This window comes from Oceaniferula spumae (assembly GCF_042849255.1).
GTDB classification, from domain to species: domain Bacteria; phylum Verrucomicrobiota; class Verrucomicrobiia; order Verrucomicrobiales; family Akkermansiaceae; genus Oceaniferula; species Oceaniferula spumae.
In genome coordinates, this window is record NZ_AP026866.1 from 616,389 (window position 1) to 632,176 (window position 15,788).

The 15,788-nt window shown below is 52.5% G+C and carries 14 protein-coding genes and 1 other RNA gene; 9 read left to right on the forward strand and 6 right to left on the reverse strand.

Features of this window, described 5'->3' with window-relative positions; all coding sequences use genetic code 11:
* Positions 1-5: 5 nt before the first annotated feature.
* A complete protein-coding gene (locus tag ACSPJT_RS02680; RefSeq protein WP_435894828.1) occupies positions 6-638 on the reverse strand; it encodes a helix-turn-helix domain-containing protein in 633 nt (210 codons plus the stop codon).
* A 435-nt stretch (positions 639-1,073) separates the two neighbouring features.
* On the opposite strand from ACSPJT_RS02680, the gene ACSPJT_RS02685 reads away from it, so the two are divergent.
* Positions 1,074-1,238 carry a hypothetical protein gene (locus ACSPJT_RS02685; protein WP_435894829.1) on the forward strand — a complete coding sequence of 55 codons (165 nt, stop codon included), beginning with the start codon at positions 1,074-1,076 and terminating at the stop codon, positions 1,236-1,238.
* Between the two features lie 37 nt (positions 1,239-1,275).
* Here the strand turns inward: ACSPJT_RS02685 and rnpB are convergent.
* An RNA gene (rnpB, locus tag ACSPJT_RS02690) (RNase P RNA component class A) lies at positions 1,276-1,680 on the reverse strand.
* Between the two features lie 112 nt (positions 1,681-1,792).
* On the opposite strand from rnpB, the gene ACSPJT_RS02695 reads away from it, so the two are divergent.
* The 6 genes from ACSPJT_RS02695 (at position 1,793) to ACSPJT_RS02720 (ending at position 8,598) form a co-directional block, all read left to right on the forward strand.
* Complete coding sequence (locus ACSPJT_RS02695; protein WP_435894830.1) at positions 1,793-3,040, forward strand: aspartate aminotransferase family protein; 1,248 nt, start codon at positions 1,793-1,795, stop codon at positions 3,038-3,040.
* Between the two features lie 8 nt (positions 3,041-3,048).
* On the forward strand, positions 3,049-3,981 hold the full coding sequence (gene argF, locus ACSPJT_RS02700) for an ornithine carbamoyltransferase (RefSeq protein WP_435894831.1): 933 nt from the start codon (positions 3,049-3,051) through the stop codon (positions 3,979-3,981).
* Positions 3,982-4,008: 27 nt separating this feature from the next.
* Complete coding sequence (gene nagZ, locus ACSPJT_RS02705) at positions 4,009-5,106, forward strand: beta-N-acetylhexosaminidase (protein ID WP_435894832.1); 1,098 nt, start codon at positions 4,009-4,011, stop codon at positions 5,104-5,106.
* A gap of 17 nt (positions 5,107-5,123) precedes the next feature.
* Positions 5,124-6,062: an alpha/beta hydrolase gene (locus ACSPJT_RS02710; protein WP_435894833.1), complete on the forward strand. Its 939-nt coding sequence runs from the start codon at positions 5,124-5,126 to the stop codon at positions 6,060-6,062.
* Positions 6,063-6,211: 149 nt separating this feature from the next.
* A complete protein-coding gene (locus ACSPJT_RS02715) occupies positions 6,212-6,877 on the forward strand; it encodes an esterase/lipase family protein (RefSeq protein WP_435894834.1) in 666 nt (221 codons plus the stop codon).
* A 41-nt stretch (positions 6,878-6,918) separates the two neighbouring features.
* On the forward strand, positions 6,919-8,598 hold the full coding sequence (locus ACSPJT_RS02720) for a glutamine--tRNA ligase/YqeY domain fusion protein (RefSeq protein WP_435894835.1): 1,680 nt from the start codon (positions 6,919-6,921) through the stop codon (positions 8,596-8,598).
* A 326-nt stretch (positions 8,599-8,924) separates the two neighbouring features.
* Here the strand turns inward: ACSPJT_RS02720 and ACSPJT_RS02725 are convergent, their stop codons facing one another.
* The gene (locus ACSPJT_RS02725) at positions 8,925-11,474 is read right to left on the reverse strand and encodes a DNA translocase FtsK 4TM domain-containing protein (RefSeq protein ID WP_435894836.1); all 2,550 of its coding nucleotides are present in this window, start codon (positions 11,472-11,474) and stop codon (positions 8,925-8,927) included.
* A 257-nt stretch (positions 11,475-11,731) separates the two neighbouring features.
* Here ACSPJT_RS02725 and ACSPJT_RS02730 point away from each other — a divergent pair, with 257 nt between their 5' ends.
* A complete protein-coding gene (locus ACSPJT_RS02730) occupies positions 11,732-12,412 on the forward strand; it encodes a TIGR04282 family arsenosugar biosynthesis glycosyltransferase (protein ID WP_435894837.1) in 681 nt (226 codons plus the stop codon).
* Here the strand turns inward: ACSPJT_RS02730 and ACSPJT_RS02735 are convergent.
* Genes ACSPJT_RS02735 through ACSPJT_RS02745 form a run of 3 tightly spaced genes read right to left on the reverse strand, consistent with a single transcriptional unit; the run spans position 12,409 to position 13,883 of the window.
* On the reverse strand, positions 12,409-13,149 hold the full coding sequence (locus ACSPJT_RS02735) for a biotin--[acetyl-CoA-carboxylase] ligase (RefSeq protein ID WP_435894838.1): 741 nt from the start codon (positions 13,147-13,149) through the stop codon (positions 12,409-12,411). The two genes, ACSPJT_RS02730 and ACSPJT_RS02735, sit on opposite strands and share 4 nt — an antisense overlap.
* 11 nt (positions 13,150-13,160) lie before the next feature.
* A complete protein-coding gene (gene smpB / locus ACSPJT_RS02740; RefSeq protein ID WP_435894839.1) occupies positions 13,161-13,619 on the reverse strand; it encodes an SsrA-binding protein SmpB in 459 nt (152 codons plus the stop codon).
* A gap of 60 nt (positions 13,620-13,679) precedes the next feature.
* Positions 13,680-13,883 carry a DNA-directed RNA polymerase subunit omega gene (locus ACSPJT_RS02745; RefSeq protein WP_435894840.1) on the reverse strand — a complete coding sequence of 68 codons (204 nt, stop codon included), beginning with the start codon at positions 13,881-13,883 and terminating at the stop codon, positions 13,680-13,682.
* A gap of 332 nt (positions 13,884-14,215) precedes the next feature.
* Between ACSPJT_RS02745 and ACSPJT_RS02750 the strand changes: the two genes are divergently transcribed.
* Positions 14,216-15,766, forward strand: coding sequence for a Ppx/GppA phosphatase family protein (locus ACSPJT_RS02750; protein WP_435894841.1), 1,551 nt, complete (start codon positions 14,216-14,218; stop codon positions 15,764-15,766).
* Positions 15,767-15,788 lie beyond the last annotated feature (22 nt).

Genomic DNA, 15,788 nt, shown 5'->3' on the forward strand with positions numbered 1-15,788 from the left:
AAGATTTATTCACTTACTTGCGTCAAATAAACAGAAGGTTTCAGACCTTTCTCCTGAACAAACGCCTTGGTGAAATGGCTGAGGCTATTGTAACCCACCTCGATAGCAGCTTCGGTCACATTGTGCCGACCCGCATCTAGCAGCTCAGCCGCTCTTTCTATTCTCACAGCTCGTAGATACTGGGAAATAGTATTCCCCGTTTCCCGAGAAAACAGCCTACTAAGATAGTGTGGCGCGCATCCAACGTGATTAGCCAGACGCTTCAAATCCAAGGATTCTTCCATGTGGGAGTCGATCCACTCCATCACCTTATCCACCCGTTCGGTGGTGGTTCTTTTTCTTGTCACACAGAATGGTTCTCTGCCGGTGACACCACTCTCGTCGGCTGGACGGAACAAATGCAGTGCGAGTATTTCAGTGACCTTTGCTGCATACCAGAACGGCAGCGCCGCTTGCTCTACCGGAGGATCGGATAACTGTCTGGCCATATCTTTTTCGGCGAGAGTCATCGAACGCATATGTCCCACTGGCTTTCCTTCCACGGCATCGCCACTCAGTGATGCCCATAGTGCCGGATAAATACTTTGAACACGGTGACCCAGTGTTTTTTTCAACCACTCCGCGGACAAAGACAGCATAATGAACTCGTGGCTCTCACCACCCAATAGCCGAGATGCCAACACCCGACTTCGTGGGAAGCACATCGAAATCGTTGAAGGAGCTATACCCAATCGGGTTCGGTCACCGATGACCACGCCGTGGCCGCTCAAGTTGAACAACAAGTGCAATTGATGCGGAACAAATAGTTCGCTGCAATCAGCCATCCCACTATGAAGACCATACCAATCCAGTGACCAGCCGTTTTCCGACTGCTCACGGCAAAGCCTCTCGTGATCCAATGCGGACACGCGACAGCTTTATTGCGACTGCGTCTCAGTTGCAATTGAAAACTTGCATTCTGCGAAAAATTGATTAGGATATCCGAGGCAAGCCGCCGAGTGGACCCGCAATTCAGCGTCAAACTTAGACAACGGATCGTTAGCAGTTCTGCCAAAAACCACTAATCTGAGGTCATGCAAATCAATAACAATGAACTAAGAGGCAACAAACGGAGTTTACCTGAATCGACGGTGCAACGCATCGCGCGGATCAAAGAGCTCTTCAAAAATGCACGGACAATGGCCGAAAAAGAGGCCGTCGCCAAGATGCTGGCTCAGCAGTCATCGCTGCCAGCTTAATTTTGCTGGATTTCCCTCTGGATTCGACAATGGGAAAATATACCGCTCCCCTATAAGCCGGATTCTGTCCATCCTACTTTCGCAGGACTGTACGGTCATTTATCTTACCCGGCCGAAGCTGGGAACCTTCCTTTCGGAATGGTGCGACTAATACCCGGGGATTCTGATCGGGCGGGCACCCTTCCCCTGTTATGTCTTGCGCCGCGCGGGGTTTACCGTGCCTCCTCGGTTACCCTCGGAGCGGTGGGCTCTTACCCCACCTTTTCACCCTTACCCCCCTTCGCCGAGGCTTCGGGGGGCGGTTTGTTTTCTGCTGCACTTTCCGTCCGGCTGGCTTGAACCAGTCGTCCCTCGTTTTCACGAGGCGCGCTGCCCTGTGGCGTCCGGACTTTCCTCGACCCCATCAGTTGCCTGACGAGACCGCGACCGTCCGGGGAGCGGCGGCCACAAGCTACGCTGGAAGTTTCAAATGCCAAACTCCAAATGTTGGAAAATTTTCTACCAGTGCACTCTGCACTTGGATTTTCATTATTTAAACTTAGAACTTCCCCACCATGTCCTATTTACTACCCACTTACGCCAACTTTCCGCTCACAGCTGTCCGGGGTGAAGGCGCCCGACTGTGGGATGATACGGGGAAATGCTACCTCGATTTCTGTTCTGGCATTGCCACGTGCAGCATCGGTCATTGCCATCCGAAGCTATTCAAAGCAGTCAGCTCCCAAGCATCGACGCTGATGCACTGCTCTAATCTTTATCAGACTCCACAGAAGCAGGAGCTGGCGAAAACGCTGGTAGAGGATTTCGTGCAGACACCGGGTAAAGTTTTCTTCTGTAACTCTGGTGCAGAAGCGAACGATGGGATGATCAAAACCGCGCGGCGCTTCGGCCACGCTCGGCCAAATGAAAATGGCGAGCCTCGCTACGAGGTGATTACTTTCAACAGCTCATTTCACGGCAGAACTCTCGGCTCCATGGCCGCCACTGCCCAAAAAAAGGTGCATGAGGGTTTCGATCCCTTACTACCAGGTTTCCGCTATGTGCCGTTCAACGACTTGGAAGCGTTACGTTCAGCGATCAGCGACATCACAGCAGGTATCATGTTAGAGCCCATTCAGGGTGAAGGTGGAGTCAACCCAGCTCATGCCGATTTTCTTCAGGGAATCGCGGCACTCTGCGAGGAATTTGACCTGCTTCTAATGTTGGATGAAATCCAGTGCGGTCTCGGCCGGACTGGTACGGCCATGGGTTGGCAAGCGCTGTGTCCAGATCTCAAACCTGACACAATCTCTTGGGCCAAGGGGCTCGGAGGCGGTTTTCCGATTGGTGCTTTCTACGTCAGCGATCGTGTCATTGACGCCAAGGGAACTGAGCTTTCATCACTGATGGGCCCTGGTTCACACGGCTCGACCTATGGCGGTAATCCCCTCGCCTGTTCAGCTGCTTTGGCTGTGTTAGAGGAAATACGTAGCGAGGATCTGTTTACCAACATACAAGAGCGAGAACAGCAAATTAGAGACGCTGTGAACGGCTGGAATCATCCAGCGATTTCGGGCATTCGAGGCAAAGGTCTATTGTTAGGCTTTGCTCTCAATGTTGGCGAAATCGTAGTTGCCGACGGGATCACACCAGCTGGACATCTTTGTAAAAACCTCATGTCTAACGGTCTGTTAACAGTGCCTGCGGGAGCTGAAACCTTACGTTGGCTGCCACCGTTGAATGTCACTGCCGAGGAGGTCAACGAGGCGCTAAAAATACTAAAAAACACACTCGATTCGGTTAGCAAATCAGAATACGCTTAATACTAATTATGACTCACTTACTATCCATAGAAGAACTCTCCAAAGAACGCATCTGGAAAATTATCGACGGTGCGGTTTCTCTCAAGACCGAGAGAAAAAATGGAGGCCACAAGAAGCTGCCGCTACAAGGCCAGACTTGGGCAATGATTTTCTCCAAGTCATCCACCCGCACCCGAGTTTCGTTTGAGGTTGGTGTCCGCGAGCTTGGAGGCTCGGTGATGTTCCTTTCATCCAACGACATTCAGTTAGGTCGAGGCGAACCGATCAAGGACACCGCCCGGGTGTTAGGTCGTATGGTTCATGGCGCCATCATCCGGACCTTTGCCCAGCAAGACGTGATTGATTTTGCCAACTACTCTGGCATTCCCACGATCAATGCTCTAACTGACGACGCCCACCCTTGTCAGATCCTCGCTGATCTGCTCACCATCCGTGAGCGCATTGGCACCTGGGAGAAGAAGAAAATCGCCTTTGTCGGTGATGGTTTCAACAACATGTCACGCTCATGGATGTGGGCAGCGAAGGAACTCGACTTCGAACTCGCCATCGCCGCACCGCAAGGCTGCCTTCCCACACAAGGTTATCTTGATCGCTTGAATGCACCTAACGTGAGTATCACCACTGACCCGGTGGAAGCGGTGAAGGATGCCGATGTAATCAATACCGATGTCTGGCTATCGATGGGTCAAGAAGGACAGACAGACAAGGAGGCACATTTTGCCAATTACCAAGTGAACAAAGAGCTGCTCAAGCACGCCCATTCATCACACATCGTGCTGCACTGCTTACCCGCATACCGTGGCAAGGAAATCACATCAGAAGTTCTTGAGGCCCACGCCGACAGTATTTTCCAACAGGCTGAGAACCGCCTGCATGTGCAGAAATCCATCCTCTCACGCCTGGCATCATACGGGCAGACATTCCGTGGGATGTTTGGTTAAAATGGAAACCAGAGATCAGCCCTAAGCATGCACGGTCAACTATTACTACTCGGAGTCCCCGGCACCGAACTCACTGCCGCCGACGCTGCTCGCTACAAAGCCATCCGTCCGGGTGGTTTTGTTTTATTTGGGCGCAACGTTGCTTCACCAGAGCAATTACGGAAGCTTACTGACGACCTGAGGGACATCAGTGACATCACTCCCATCATTGCCATCGATCAGGAAGGTGGTCGTGTCTCACGCACCCGTGAAATCGGCACTGAGCCGCCATCGGCGCAGGAGCTCAGAGAAAAAGGCGACATGGGGTTGGTCGCCCGCCACGGTATTCTCATGGCGGATCTACTTCGTCTGTTAGGGTTCAACATGAACTTCGCCCCTGTGCTCGATATCTCCTATGATGATGAAGCAGACAATGCGATGAAGGGACGTTGTTACGGCACTGATGCCCAAGAGGTCATCACCAATGCCGGCATTTTCAATCGTAACCTGCGCCACAACAGAGTGCTCTCGAGCGGCAAACATTTTCCATCCTGCGGACTTGCCGACACAGACCCCCATCATGACCTGCCACACATCGATAAAAGTGTAGCAGACATGCTGAAAAGCGATCTGCTCCCCTACACCGCCCTGATGCCCGAACTCGACTCACTGATGAGTTGCCACGCACATTTCTCGGCCGTCGATCCCGACAGCCCCGGTCTCCCAGGCTCACTGTCACACAATCTGCTAACCAAGCTCTTACGAAACCAGTTAGGCTATGAAGGTGTCATCATGACCGATGACCTCGATATGGGAGCCATCGTCAATACCTATGGCCGTGGCCCGGATGTCAAACTGGCCGTCGCTGCCGGAAACGATATGGCCATGATTTGCCACCAAGTCGATACAGCGCAAGTGGCACTCGACCATTTAAAAGAACTGCCGATCAGCACTATCGACGATTCGCTGAAGCGTGTTGAGAAAATGAAGAAACGGCTTAGTAATCCTCTGAAATATAGCCAAAAGGAATGGGACTTGATCGACGAGGACATCATGAAACTCCGGGTCGATGTGTTAGGCGAGGAAGCCGCTAAGGAAGTACGCGACTATTCCGGTGAAAAACGTTCACCTGTCGAAGGATACTAACTCTCCATTTTTTTCAGATGAAAACTCTCCTGATCTTAGGTTTGCAGATCCTCCTCACAGTTTGTGTAGCTGCAGAAGAAGTTTCCATCACGGTCGAAAATCATGATTTAAAAGGAACATTGATACCCTCTCCTAAAGGCAAGGATCTAGCAGTCATGATCGTTTCCGGCTCAGGGCCAACCGATCGAGATGGAAACACCACGGGCGTCAAAGGCAAAAACAACTCGTTAAAATATCTGGCCGAAGCCCTGCATACAAACAACATTGCCACACTACGCTGTGACAAGCGCGGTGTTGGCGGCAGCCTAGGAGCAGGAGTTAAAGAGGAAGAGCTCCGATTCGACACCTACATCAATGACGTTGTGGCCTGGGTTCAATTTCTCCACACAAAAGGCTATCGAAAAGTCGTTTTGTTAGGTCATAGCGAGGGTGCGCTCGTAGCGACAGTCGCAGCTCAGAAATCTAATATAGCAGGACTCGTCCTTATCGCCGGTGCAGGTCGCCCTGCTCAAGACATCCTCCGAGCACAGCTCAAACCCCAGCTTTCTGAAAAAGATTACAGCAGAGCAAATCAACTCCTGATAGCCCTGAGCAAAGGGCATCAAGTGCAAAACTCCATACCTGCGCTACACGCTCTGTTCCGGCCCAGCGTTCAGCCCTATCTCATTTCTTGGTTCAAATTCGATCCCGCCAAAGAGCTCGCCAAAATCAAATCCCCAGTCCTGATCATTCAAGGATCGACGGACATTCAGACCTCTACCCAAGACGCCCAAAAGCTGCATACCGAAGCCAAAGGCAGCCAGATTGAGATCATTGAGGGCATGAACCACATCTTGAAAAGACAAGACGGCGATCTGAAGGCACAGATGAAATCCTACACAGACCCCAGCCTGCCATTGCACCCTGATCTTGTTCCCAAGCTGGACACCTTCATCCGGGCTCAAGTGAAAAAATAGAGCTCATCATCGATTCACACGATACCAGATCACCTTAAAATCGATCCCCCGATTTTCGAAATTCGTGCTAAGTTTCCTTCGAACCAAGCCACTTAACTCTGAAAAATCGACACTCCAAACTCCGCCGCCTCGGCGTCCTCCGATTGCCGATGCCGTGGCACCAACCACGCATCCGCCCTGCCGCCGATGGAGATACCGTCATTCTGCTCCACGGACTCTGGCGCAGCATGTGGGCCATGGACCCAATGGCGGAATTTCTCCATCAACAAGGCTACCACACCGTCAACATCCCCTACCCGTCTTTCCGCAAGCCGCTTGAGGAAATCATCAGCCTGGTGCATGACGTCATCGCCGAGCAGGAAAGCGGACGCCCGGTGCACTTTGTCACTCACTCGCTCGGCGGCATCGTTACCCGCCAGCTGCTTGCCGATCTGCCGCCAAAGCTAACAGGCCGCGTGGTCATGCTCGCCCCACCGAACCAAGGAAGTGAGATCATCGACTGGGTATCGCGCAACGGCCCGCTAAGATACACCCTCGGCCCAGCCGGAATGAAACTTGGCAGCGACACCTTGGACGCCCCCATTTTACCCGAACACATCGATTCCGTCGTGATCATGGGCCAGCGCAGCAGCATCCCACTTTTCCGCTGGCTGTTAGACGAGGAGAACGATGGCATCGTCTCCGTCAAACGCGGAAAAATCGCCGGTCTCAATGAGTTCCACGTGATTGACACCGATCACACTTTCATCGCCAGCGAACCGAAAATCATGGAAATGACCTCTGCGTTCCTCAGTTGCGGCAGAACGTCCTTTTAGACTTTCTCTTTTCCACTGAGGCGATTAAAACCCCGCCACACATGAGCAAGGAGAACAAAGCAGACTTCATCCGCGAGATTATCGCCGCGGATCTGAAAAGTGGCAAACACGACACCGTCATCACCCGATTCCCACCGGAGCCAAACGGCTACCTGCACATCGGCCACGCGAAGGCGATCTGTTTTAACTTCGGCATTGCTCAGGAAAACCAAGAAGTTGGTGCACGCTGTCACCTCAGATTCGACGATACCAATCCCGCCAAAGAGGAGGTTGAATACGTCGAAAGCATCAAGAAAGACGTCAGCTGGCTGGGATTCGACTGGGGTGAAAACCTCTACTTTGCCAGTGACTACTTCGATTTTTTCTACGATTGCGCCGTGCATCTGATCAAGGAGGGCAAGGCCTACGTCGATGAGCAGTCGCTGGAAGAAATCCGCACCGCTCGCGGCAATGTCACCACTCCCGGAACCCATTCACCTTTCCGCGATAGACCAGCCGAGGAAAGCCTCGATCTCTTCGCCCGCATGAAGGCCGGTGAATTCGAAAACGGCAAGATGGTGCTACGCGCCAAGATCGACATGTCTTCGTCGAACATGAACATGCGCGATCCTGTGATGTATCGTATCGTCAACACACCGCACCACAACACTGGGGACAAATGGTGCATCTATCCAATGTATGACTTCGCCCATCCGTTAGAAGACGCAAAGGAGAACATCACCCACTCACTCTGCACCTTAGAATTTGAAAATCACCGTCCGCTCTACGAGTGGGCGATTGACAACTGTCCGGTGCCTTCAAAGCCGCGCCAGATCGAGTTCTCCCGCCTGAACCTCAGCTACACGGTGATGAGTAAGCGCAAGCTGCTCCAACTGGTCGAGGAAGGTCTCGTCGATGGCTGGGATGATCCCCGCTTGCCTACACTTTCCGGTATGCGCCGCCGTGGCTACCAGCCTGCTGCGATCCGCAGCTTCTGCCATCGCGTTGGCATCACCAAGGTCAACAGCGTCACCGACATGTCGATTCTCGAGGCCGAAATCCGCAACGAGCTCAATCAAAACGCCGAGCGACGTATGGGGGTGTTAGATCCGCTCAAAGTAGTGATCACCAACTGGCCGTCTGATACGCACAGCGAACAGGTCGAAGTGCCTAATAATCCCGCTAACAAGGAAGCTGGCGTCCGCGAGGTTTCACTCGGAAAGGAAATCTGGATCGAGCGTGATGACTTCATGGAAGATCCGCCTAACAAGTTCTTCCGTCTCGGACCAGAACGCTCCGTGCGTCTACGTGGAGGCTACATCATCACCTGCACTGGTTTCGAGAAAAACGATGCCGGTGAAGTCACAGAAATCCATTGTGAGTTCATTCCCGACACCATCGGCAAGGATGCCCCCGAAGGCATCAAGTGCCGCGCAGCGATTCATTGGGTCGATTCCGCCACCGCCGTGAATGCCGAGGTTCGTTTATACGATCGACTCTTCAGCGAAGAGAATCCGGACGTTGCCGAGGGAGGATTCCTCAGCTGCTTGAACGACGATTCTCTCAGCGTCATCACCGACGCCAAATTGGAAGCCTCACTCACAGATGCCCAGTCCGGCGACGTCTATCAGTTTGAACGTGTCGGCTATTTCTGCGCTGATGAAAAAGACCACGTCGCTGGTGAGAAGCTCGTCTTCAACCGTACCGTGGCGCTGAAAGACTCTTGGGCTAAAGCCAAGTAGTCGCGGAATTATCTTATTCCCCCATCGGGGAAACTCATACCAGCCCCGTGTAGTGAGCGCAGCACACTACGCGGGGTTTGCGTCAGCGAAATACGTCGGCTGTAGGCCGACTTTATAGACCTACCGAAATGTTTGGTTAGATCTATAAAGTTGGCCTTCAGCCAACGCGCTTGCCTACGTGAACCAATCATGGGGATTCTCCGCATGCTGGTATGAAATTCCCCGTTGGGGAATGCCGTTATGGTGTGTGAGTATTTCGGCGAGGTCTGGCAATCTGTAAACATCTCTAGCAGTTCACCGAATGACCAATAACAGAATAACTGCCTCTATGGCTCATCCTGACCTACATTGATCAAAATCTCACGCGGTTTGGCTCCTTCACCTGGTCCGATGATTCCGCGTTCTTCGAGGATATCCATCATGCGGGCTGCGCGGGTGTAGCCCAATCTCAGACGTCGCTGGAGCAAGGAGGTGCTCGCCTTTTTCTCCTGACGGATCACTTCCATGCATTTTTGCACGATCTCTTCATCGGCATCAGAAACATCATTTTCCTCGCCGCCTCCGGAGCCTCCTTTTTCGATGCTTTCTTGCACGGTTTTCTCGAAGACTTGCTCCACTTGGTTCGAGCAGAACTTGACCAGGTCCTCGACTTCTTCGTCCGAAATGAAGGCGCCTTGCGCACGTTCGAGTTTGGCTGAACCTGGTGGCAGATAAAGCATGTCGCCCTTGCCCACCAACTTGTCGGCACCGGAGACATCGAGAATCACACGGCTATCGAGCTTGGATGAAACTTGGAAGGCAATACGGCTGGGAATGTTGGCTTTGATGATACCGGTAACCACATCGGCACGCGGTGTCTGCGTGGCGACAATGAGGTGAATACCGGCGGCACGTGCTTTCTGGGCAATACGCGCGATGTTCATTTCCATGTCGGCTGGAGCCGTTTGCATCAAGTCAGCAAGCTCATCAATAATCACCACGATGTAAGGAATGCGGTCAGGAATTTCTTCATCCTCGTCATCATCATCGTCGGATCCATCCAATGCTGGCGGTCCGAGTTCCCCGTCAGTCAGAGCGCGGGCGATGGAATCGATGTGTTCTGGATCATACTCTTCCTCTTGCTCGGGAGTTTCCCCCTCCACTTCTTCAGGCTCTTCTGGTTCTTCTTTTTCGGGAAGCTCGCGGCTGTTGAAGCTATCGAAGTTGCGCACGCCACACTCGGCGAACATGCGGTAGCGGCGTTCCATTTCATTGACCACCCAGCGCAGGGCGGCGATGACTTTATTAGGATCGGTCACCACTGGCACAGCGAGGTGCGGCAGTGAGTTATACATCTGCATTTCCACCACCTTGGGGTCTACCATGATGAAGCGCAGCTCGTTTGGGCTGAACTTGAACAGGATACTGGAAATGATGGAGTTGATACACACCGACTTACCTGAACCTGTGGCACCGGCCACTAACAGGTGGGGCATGGCAGCGAGATCACCGATGACGGTGTTGCCGTAAACGTCCTTACCGAGTGCGAGTGGTATCTTATTTTTGGCACTGGCAAAGGCGGGGTCCGAAAGTAGTTCGTGCAGAGGCACCGCCACTTTTTCATTGTTAGCGATTTCAATCCCCACGGTGTCGGAGCCAGGAACGGGAGCAAGAATGTTGATGCTCTCTGCCTTGGTAGCACGCGCTAGATCGGCCTCTAACTGGGTAATGCGGCTGACACGCAGACCTAGACTTGGGTAGACCTCGTAACGTGTGATGGTGGGACCGCGGGTGATGTTACCAGCTGTGACCTCGACGCCAAATGCATTGAGAGTATCGATGATGGTTTTCTGCACCGCGACCATTTCATCCTTATCGGCCTCGACTTCCGGTTCCTCGTTGTCGGGAATATTTAGAAGGTCGAATCCGGGCAACTCATAGTTATCGTATTCACCCGCGCTGAGTCCGGCATACTCTGAGGCTTTCTTCTCGAAAGGTCTGGCACCACGATCGGCGTTCGGTTTGCGGCGTTGTGAGGAATCGATAATCTGCGGCACAGGAACTTCCTTGAGAGGTAGTTCTTGCTGAGGATTGGTATCCTTCTCAGGTTCGGGCTCTTCGTTTTTGGCCGCGGGTTTTCTACGAGTCTTGGCAGCTGGTTTAGTCTCCTCAGATGCTGCAGGTGCAGTCGTCTGGGTTGAGCCACCGGCTAAACGGTTGTCGCGCTCGAGTCGGCGTTGCTCGCGTGCCGAAATTTTTTCCGACTCCTCGATTTTACGTTGTTTGCGATTGTGCAGCCAGTTTTTGACGTAAACAAAACCCGCACGGCTGAACTGAACTGGGTGTAATCCGGTAAGTAGAATCAGGCTAACCAAGTAGACGCAGATCAAGACTAAGATGGCACCGGGTTTGTTGAGGAGCCTCTCCAGAAGTAGCGTGCCAAGGCCATAACCGGTCCATCCTCCTGGGCCGACAAGACCATTTGCGTCCGCCCACCCCAAAAGCATTACATTTTGAACCCCCATCAATGCGGCGGCACTCAAAACAAAGACACCACATCCGATCCACGTGCGCATCGATACACGCGCATCAAAAGCCAATTTCGCAACACCCATCCAAATCATCGTCAATGGGATGAGATAGGCGGCCGCGCCGAACCCCATTAGCAAAAGATATCCGAGAAACGCCCCCACCGGGCCAATCCAGTTCACACTGCCGCCTTCAGGAGAGCTTCCTCCACCGAGTCCAGGTAGATTCGGTAAATCATGGGGTGAATAGGAAACCAGCGATAACAACAGCAACACACCCGCCCCGCAGAGTAAAATCCCGAGCACCTCATTTGGCCAAGGTTTACGGTCTTGCTTCTCGTTCTTCAGTTTATTTCGGGGGGAGGCCATCTCGATAGGAAAACGCCGGTGTGGCGGTGCGACCGCTACACGACATTGGGTGGATCGTGATTCACACACCTTCGTGGTGCGTGAGGCGGCTCTATTCCTAGAGAATCCCCCATCCTACAGGCTGTGGCAAGATAAATAACGCTAAATGGATAATCAGGAAAAGTTAATGAATTTAGCATTTGGGTTATTCGAATCTGACATTAAGTAGAGGGATGCGATTGCTGATGGTATTTCTCAAGGAGCCCCTACCCGGAAAAGTGAAAACACGCCTAGCGGCTGACGTTGGAAATGACGAGGCGGCCAGATATTACAAGGCTCTGGTCGAAGTCTTACTCAAGCAATTGCAAGGGCTTGAAAAATGCCGGATTCGCTTTTGCTATGCACCGGACGATGCCGACGACGCCATTCGGTTCTGGTTGTTGCCACTGATGAACGGAAGTCCGAGCGAAACCGAAGGCGTCTATTTAGCACCAACAGCGTTGGGAGAAAAATACCGACAGGAAATTGATTTCCGTCCCCAAGGTGAGGGTGACCTCGGTGATCGGATGCAGCGAGCCTTTGCAGAAGGTTTCGTAGACGGCTTCGAAGAGATTGCCGTGATTGGCACCGATTGCCCCGACTGCGGAGCCAGATGGATCAATGCCGGCTTCTCTCGTATGTCCACGGACCAGCGCGACGGCATGATCGGACCCAGCACGGATGGCGGCTATTACTTGTTAGGATTGAAAACACCCTGTCCTTCCCTATTTACCAGTATCGCATGGAGCGAGGATACAGTTCTTGATAGGACTCTATCAGCGGCTGAAAAGGCTGGCCTCAAGATTGAAAAATTACCACCGCTGACCGACATCGATCATCTTGAGGACTGGAACTCCTTGTTAGAAGGTCCATTGGGAGCATCAATTAAAAAATCACTCGGCGAGGAACTCGACAGTTAGACTGCCCTTACCTCCTCAGCCTGGAGGAAAGAGATCGATTGCCCATCGATATTCACCATCAGCTCGCCCTCGTCACTTATTCCTTCGGCCAATCCGGTGAAAATTTTTCCGTTAGCTTTGAAAGTGATCTGTTTCCCCTCTAAGAAACAAAGCTCACGTAGTCTGCCAACTTGCTGCTCAAATTGATCCGCACAGTCGTTCACCTCATTTGTGAGTGCTGTCAGTAATTCAGCCAATAATGTCTCTCGCGACCCGAGACGTGGAGTTAGCTCTGAGAGAGAGACCGACTCATCACCCTGCGGCGAGCCCGTGACATTCAAACCTACTCCGATCACTGCGTAATCACCCTGAGTTTCGACGAGGATGCCACAGCATTTCCTCGCTTCGATCAGCACATCGTTAGGCCACTTCACCTCAGCTAAGAGTCCGTATTGCTCGCGAAGAACACTACTGATGGCAAGACCGGAAGCTAGCGCCAGTCTACTCCAGTATTTTTTCTCATAGCGTGGTTTTATTACGACGGAGAACAACAGCCCGCCGCCTGGCTCACTCATCCACGCTGCGCCTCGTCTACCGCGGCCGGATGTTTGAAAGTCGGTTAGAACGGCCAAGGGTTCGGCAGGATTACTGCTACACAGACGCAAAGCCTCATCATTCGTGGAGCCAAGCTCTTTGTGGTAGTGCAAACGCCGAGACCAATCAGGTGCGATCCGAGCAAACTCCTCGACATCAAACATCACCTTAAAATCTAACGACGGTTGAAACGTGACATCTCACGTTGAGCCTCACGCAGCTCTGTGCGCTTTTTAAGGTCTTGGCGCTGGTCGGAATGGCTCTTGCCCTTACCGACACCAATTTCGACTTTTACCCGTCCGCTTTTCCAATACATGCGCAGACAGGGTAAGGTGCAGCCTTTCTGCGAAGATTCCTCGGAAAGTTTGAGGATCTCTTTTTTGTGAAGCAGTAGTCGGCGTGGTCGTGTGAGCCCGTGCTGGAACCACTCACCGGCGGTTTGCCATGGCTGGATGTGGCATCCGTAGAGGAAAGCCTGTCCATTTTCGATCCGTGCGTAGGCATCGGCGATATTCGCCTTCCCCTCACGGATCGATTTTACCTCGGTGCCCTTGAGTTCGATTCCGCACTCATAGGTGTCGGAAATATGATAATCGCGGCGGGCTTTCCGGTTGTTGCCAATGTCCGCACTCATGGAGTTGATCAGGGAAGAGTCGTCGGGGCTGGTCAGCCAAGCTGACGCCGAAGCTCCCGTTTACTCACCGTCAGCTTTGGCGATAACCACCTTGCCTTCGATGATTTCAGTCAGAGCAATGTCAGCAGCCCCCATGCTAGGAACAGTATCGATCAGAGGAGAGCGGCCCTGGTTGAGCTGAGCTACACGCTGGGAAACTACATTCACAAGGATTTGAGGATCTTGGATGATCTCGGCGGCTTTGACAACAAGGTTGCTTTTCATAGATTTTTCGGGAAACCTGGAAGCGGGTTTGGACTGTTCAAACGGCACTATGTTTGAAGGTTCCATGGTCGTTTCCGTAGGTATGATTTGGCTGAAGGTGTGGGAGTGTCTGTAGAAGACACAATGCGGGACGGAGTGGAAAGCATTTTTTCCTGCTATAATCAAGTCTAATATGTGTTTTACGCAGTATTTTTTGACACTCGGATTACCGTCTTATGGCATTTTTTTTGCTTTTGAATCATCTTTGTCACTATTTTACACAAGACATCAGCGTAGTCCCCGCACACAATACCTTCACAGCCCGAGCCCCTCGGCCAAAGCAACCCTTTCTCATGACACCCGCCACTCCGCTTTCACTACAAGCCTCCATTCACATCGGCGCCAGCTCCATATCCATGCTGGTAGTTGAAAACCGACCCGATAACGCGGGTGGAACTGAATCTCTACCCGGCGACTTTCTGGAACAAACCATTCCCCTCGCCCGCGATATTTTCCAACGAGGAAGCATCCGACGCAGCACCATCGAGCGCTGTGTCAAAATCCTCAACGGCTATCTCGAAACACTGCGTGAGCTTGGTGCCACCGACGATACGCCGATTCGGGCCGTCGCTACCAATATTCTGATCGAAGCCAGCAATCACGACGCCTTTTTAAACCGAATCCAGATCGGCTGCGGCATGCAGATCGACACACTGGACGACGGCGAGATGACCCGTCTGATCTATCTGAAGACGCGCCGTCGTTTGCGTGACACGCCATCGATGAAAAAGCGCACTACGCTGGTGGTCCATGTCGGGCCTGGGAACACTCGTGCTCTGCTTTTCAAGAACGGGCGAATTTCTGACTACACCAACTACCGTCTTGGAGTTTACCGGACCAACGAAGCTGTGGCCGGGAACGAACTCAGCGGCACGAACCTCAGCAAGACGATCCGGGAGCATATACGCAGCCTGATCAACCAGATCCACCATAACTATAACGAATCGGGAATCGAGGAACTGGTAATCATTGGATACGAAATTCAGCACCTCGCCCATGTTCTGGCGAAGCCGGGTAAAACCAAAAGCAGTCCGCAAGCCCTGACAGAACTCACCACTCAGGTCAGTGCGATGAGTGAGGAGTCGAGGGTTAAAAAATTCCAGCTGGATTACACCACGGCTCAAGCCATCGTGCCGGCACTTGAGATCAACCTCGCCATTGCCAAGATTCTGGGGGTGGAAACATTGCGTCTACCGGGCAGTGACTATGAACGAGGATTACTGCTCGATTTACCCGCTACATTTTCGCTTACCGAGGGGTTTCAGAACGAAGTTTTGAGATCGGCGGAGGGACTTGCCAAGAAATACAAAGTTCACCGCGCCCACTCCATGCAGGTCGCTCGATTGAGCCAGGCGATTTTCGAATTCACTGCGGATTTACACCAGTTAGACGAACACGATGCCTTGCTACTGAGGTGCGCGGCCCTCGTGCATGAGTGCGGAAATTTTGTCAGCGTCCGAGCTCATCACAAACACTCGCACTACATCATCCTGAACAGCGAAATTTTCGGTCTGGGGCAGCGTGATATTTCCATCATAGCACTAATCGCTCGCTACCACCGCAAGTCCGGCCCTAAGTCAAACCACGCCGGCTATCGAAGCCTTAACTCCGAGGACCGGATGCGCGTGTCCAAACTTGCCTCCATCCTGCGGGTGTCGGACGCGCTCGACCGCAGTCATTCGAACCGCATCGGCAACTTGAAAATCAGAATCCAAAAACAAAAGCTGGTCATCGAACTTGAGGGCATCACCGATGCCTCTGCCGAACGTCTGGCAATGGCTCCTAAGGCCAATCTTTTCCACGATATTTTCGGCCTTCGGGTCACCCTTGAAGAGGGTGCCTAAATTCTAGATCACAAAAACAATC

Coding starts and splice junctions, on each gene's coding strand:
- ACSPJT_RS02715 (WP_435894834.1), top strand. CDS start 6,212: ATGCCGTGGCACCAACCACGCATCCGCCCTGCCGCCGATGGAGATACC.
- ACSPJT_RS02685 (WP_435894829.1), top strand. CDS start 1,074: ATGCAAATCAATAACAATGAACTAAGAGGCAACAAACGGAGTTTACCT.
- nagZ (WP_435894832.1), top strand. CDS start 4,009: ATGCACGGTCAACTATTACTACTCGGAGTCCCCGGCACCGAACTCACT.
- ACSPJT_RS02735 (WP_435894838.1), bottom strand. CDS start 13,149: ATGTTTGATGTCGAGGAGTTTGCTCGGATCGCACCTGATTGGTCTCGG.
- ACSPJT_RS02680 (WP_435894828.1), bottom strand. CDS start 638: ATGCTGTCTTTGTCCGCGGAGTGGTTGAAAAAAACACTGGGTCACCGT.
- ACSPJT_RS02745 (WP_435894840.1), bottom strand. CDS start 13,883: ATGAAAAGCAACCTTGTTGTCAAAGCCGCCGAGATCATCCAAGATCCT.
- ACSPJT_RS02720 (WP_435894835.1), top strand. CDS start 6,919: ATGAGCAAGGAGAACAAAGCAGACTTCATCCGCGAGATTATCGCCGCG.
- ACSPJT_RS02750 (WP_435894841.1), top strand. CDS start 14,216: ATGACACCCGCCACTCCGCTTTCACTACAAGCCTCCATTCACATCGGC.
- argF (WP_435894831.1), top strand. CDS start 3,049: ATGACTCACTTACTATCCATAGAAGAACTCTCCAAAGAACGCATCTGG.
- ACSPJT_RS02695 (WP_435894830.1), top strand. CDS start 1,793: ATGTCCTATTTACTACCCACTTACGCCAACTTTCCGCTCACAGCTGTC.
- ACSPJT_RS02710 (WP_435894833.1), top strand. CDS start 5,124: ATGAAAACTCTCCTGATCTTAGGTTTGCAGATCCTCCTCACAGTTTGT.
- ACSPJT_RS02725 (WP_435894836.1), bottom strand. CDS start 11,474: ATGGCCTCCCCCCGAAATAAACTGAAGAACGAGAAGCAAGACCGTAAA.
- smpB (WP_435894839.1), bottom strand. CDS start 13,619: ATGAGTGCGGACATTGGCAACAACCGGAAAGCCCGCCGCGATTATCAT.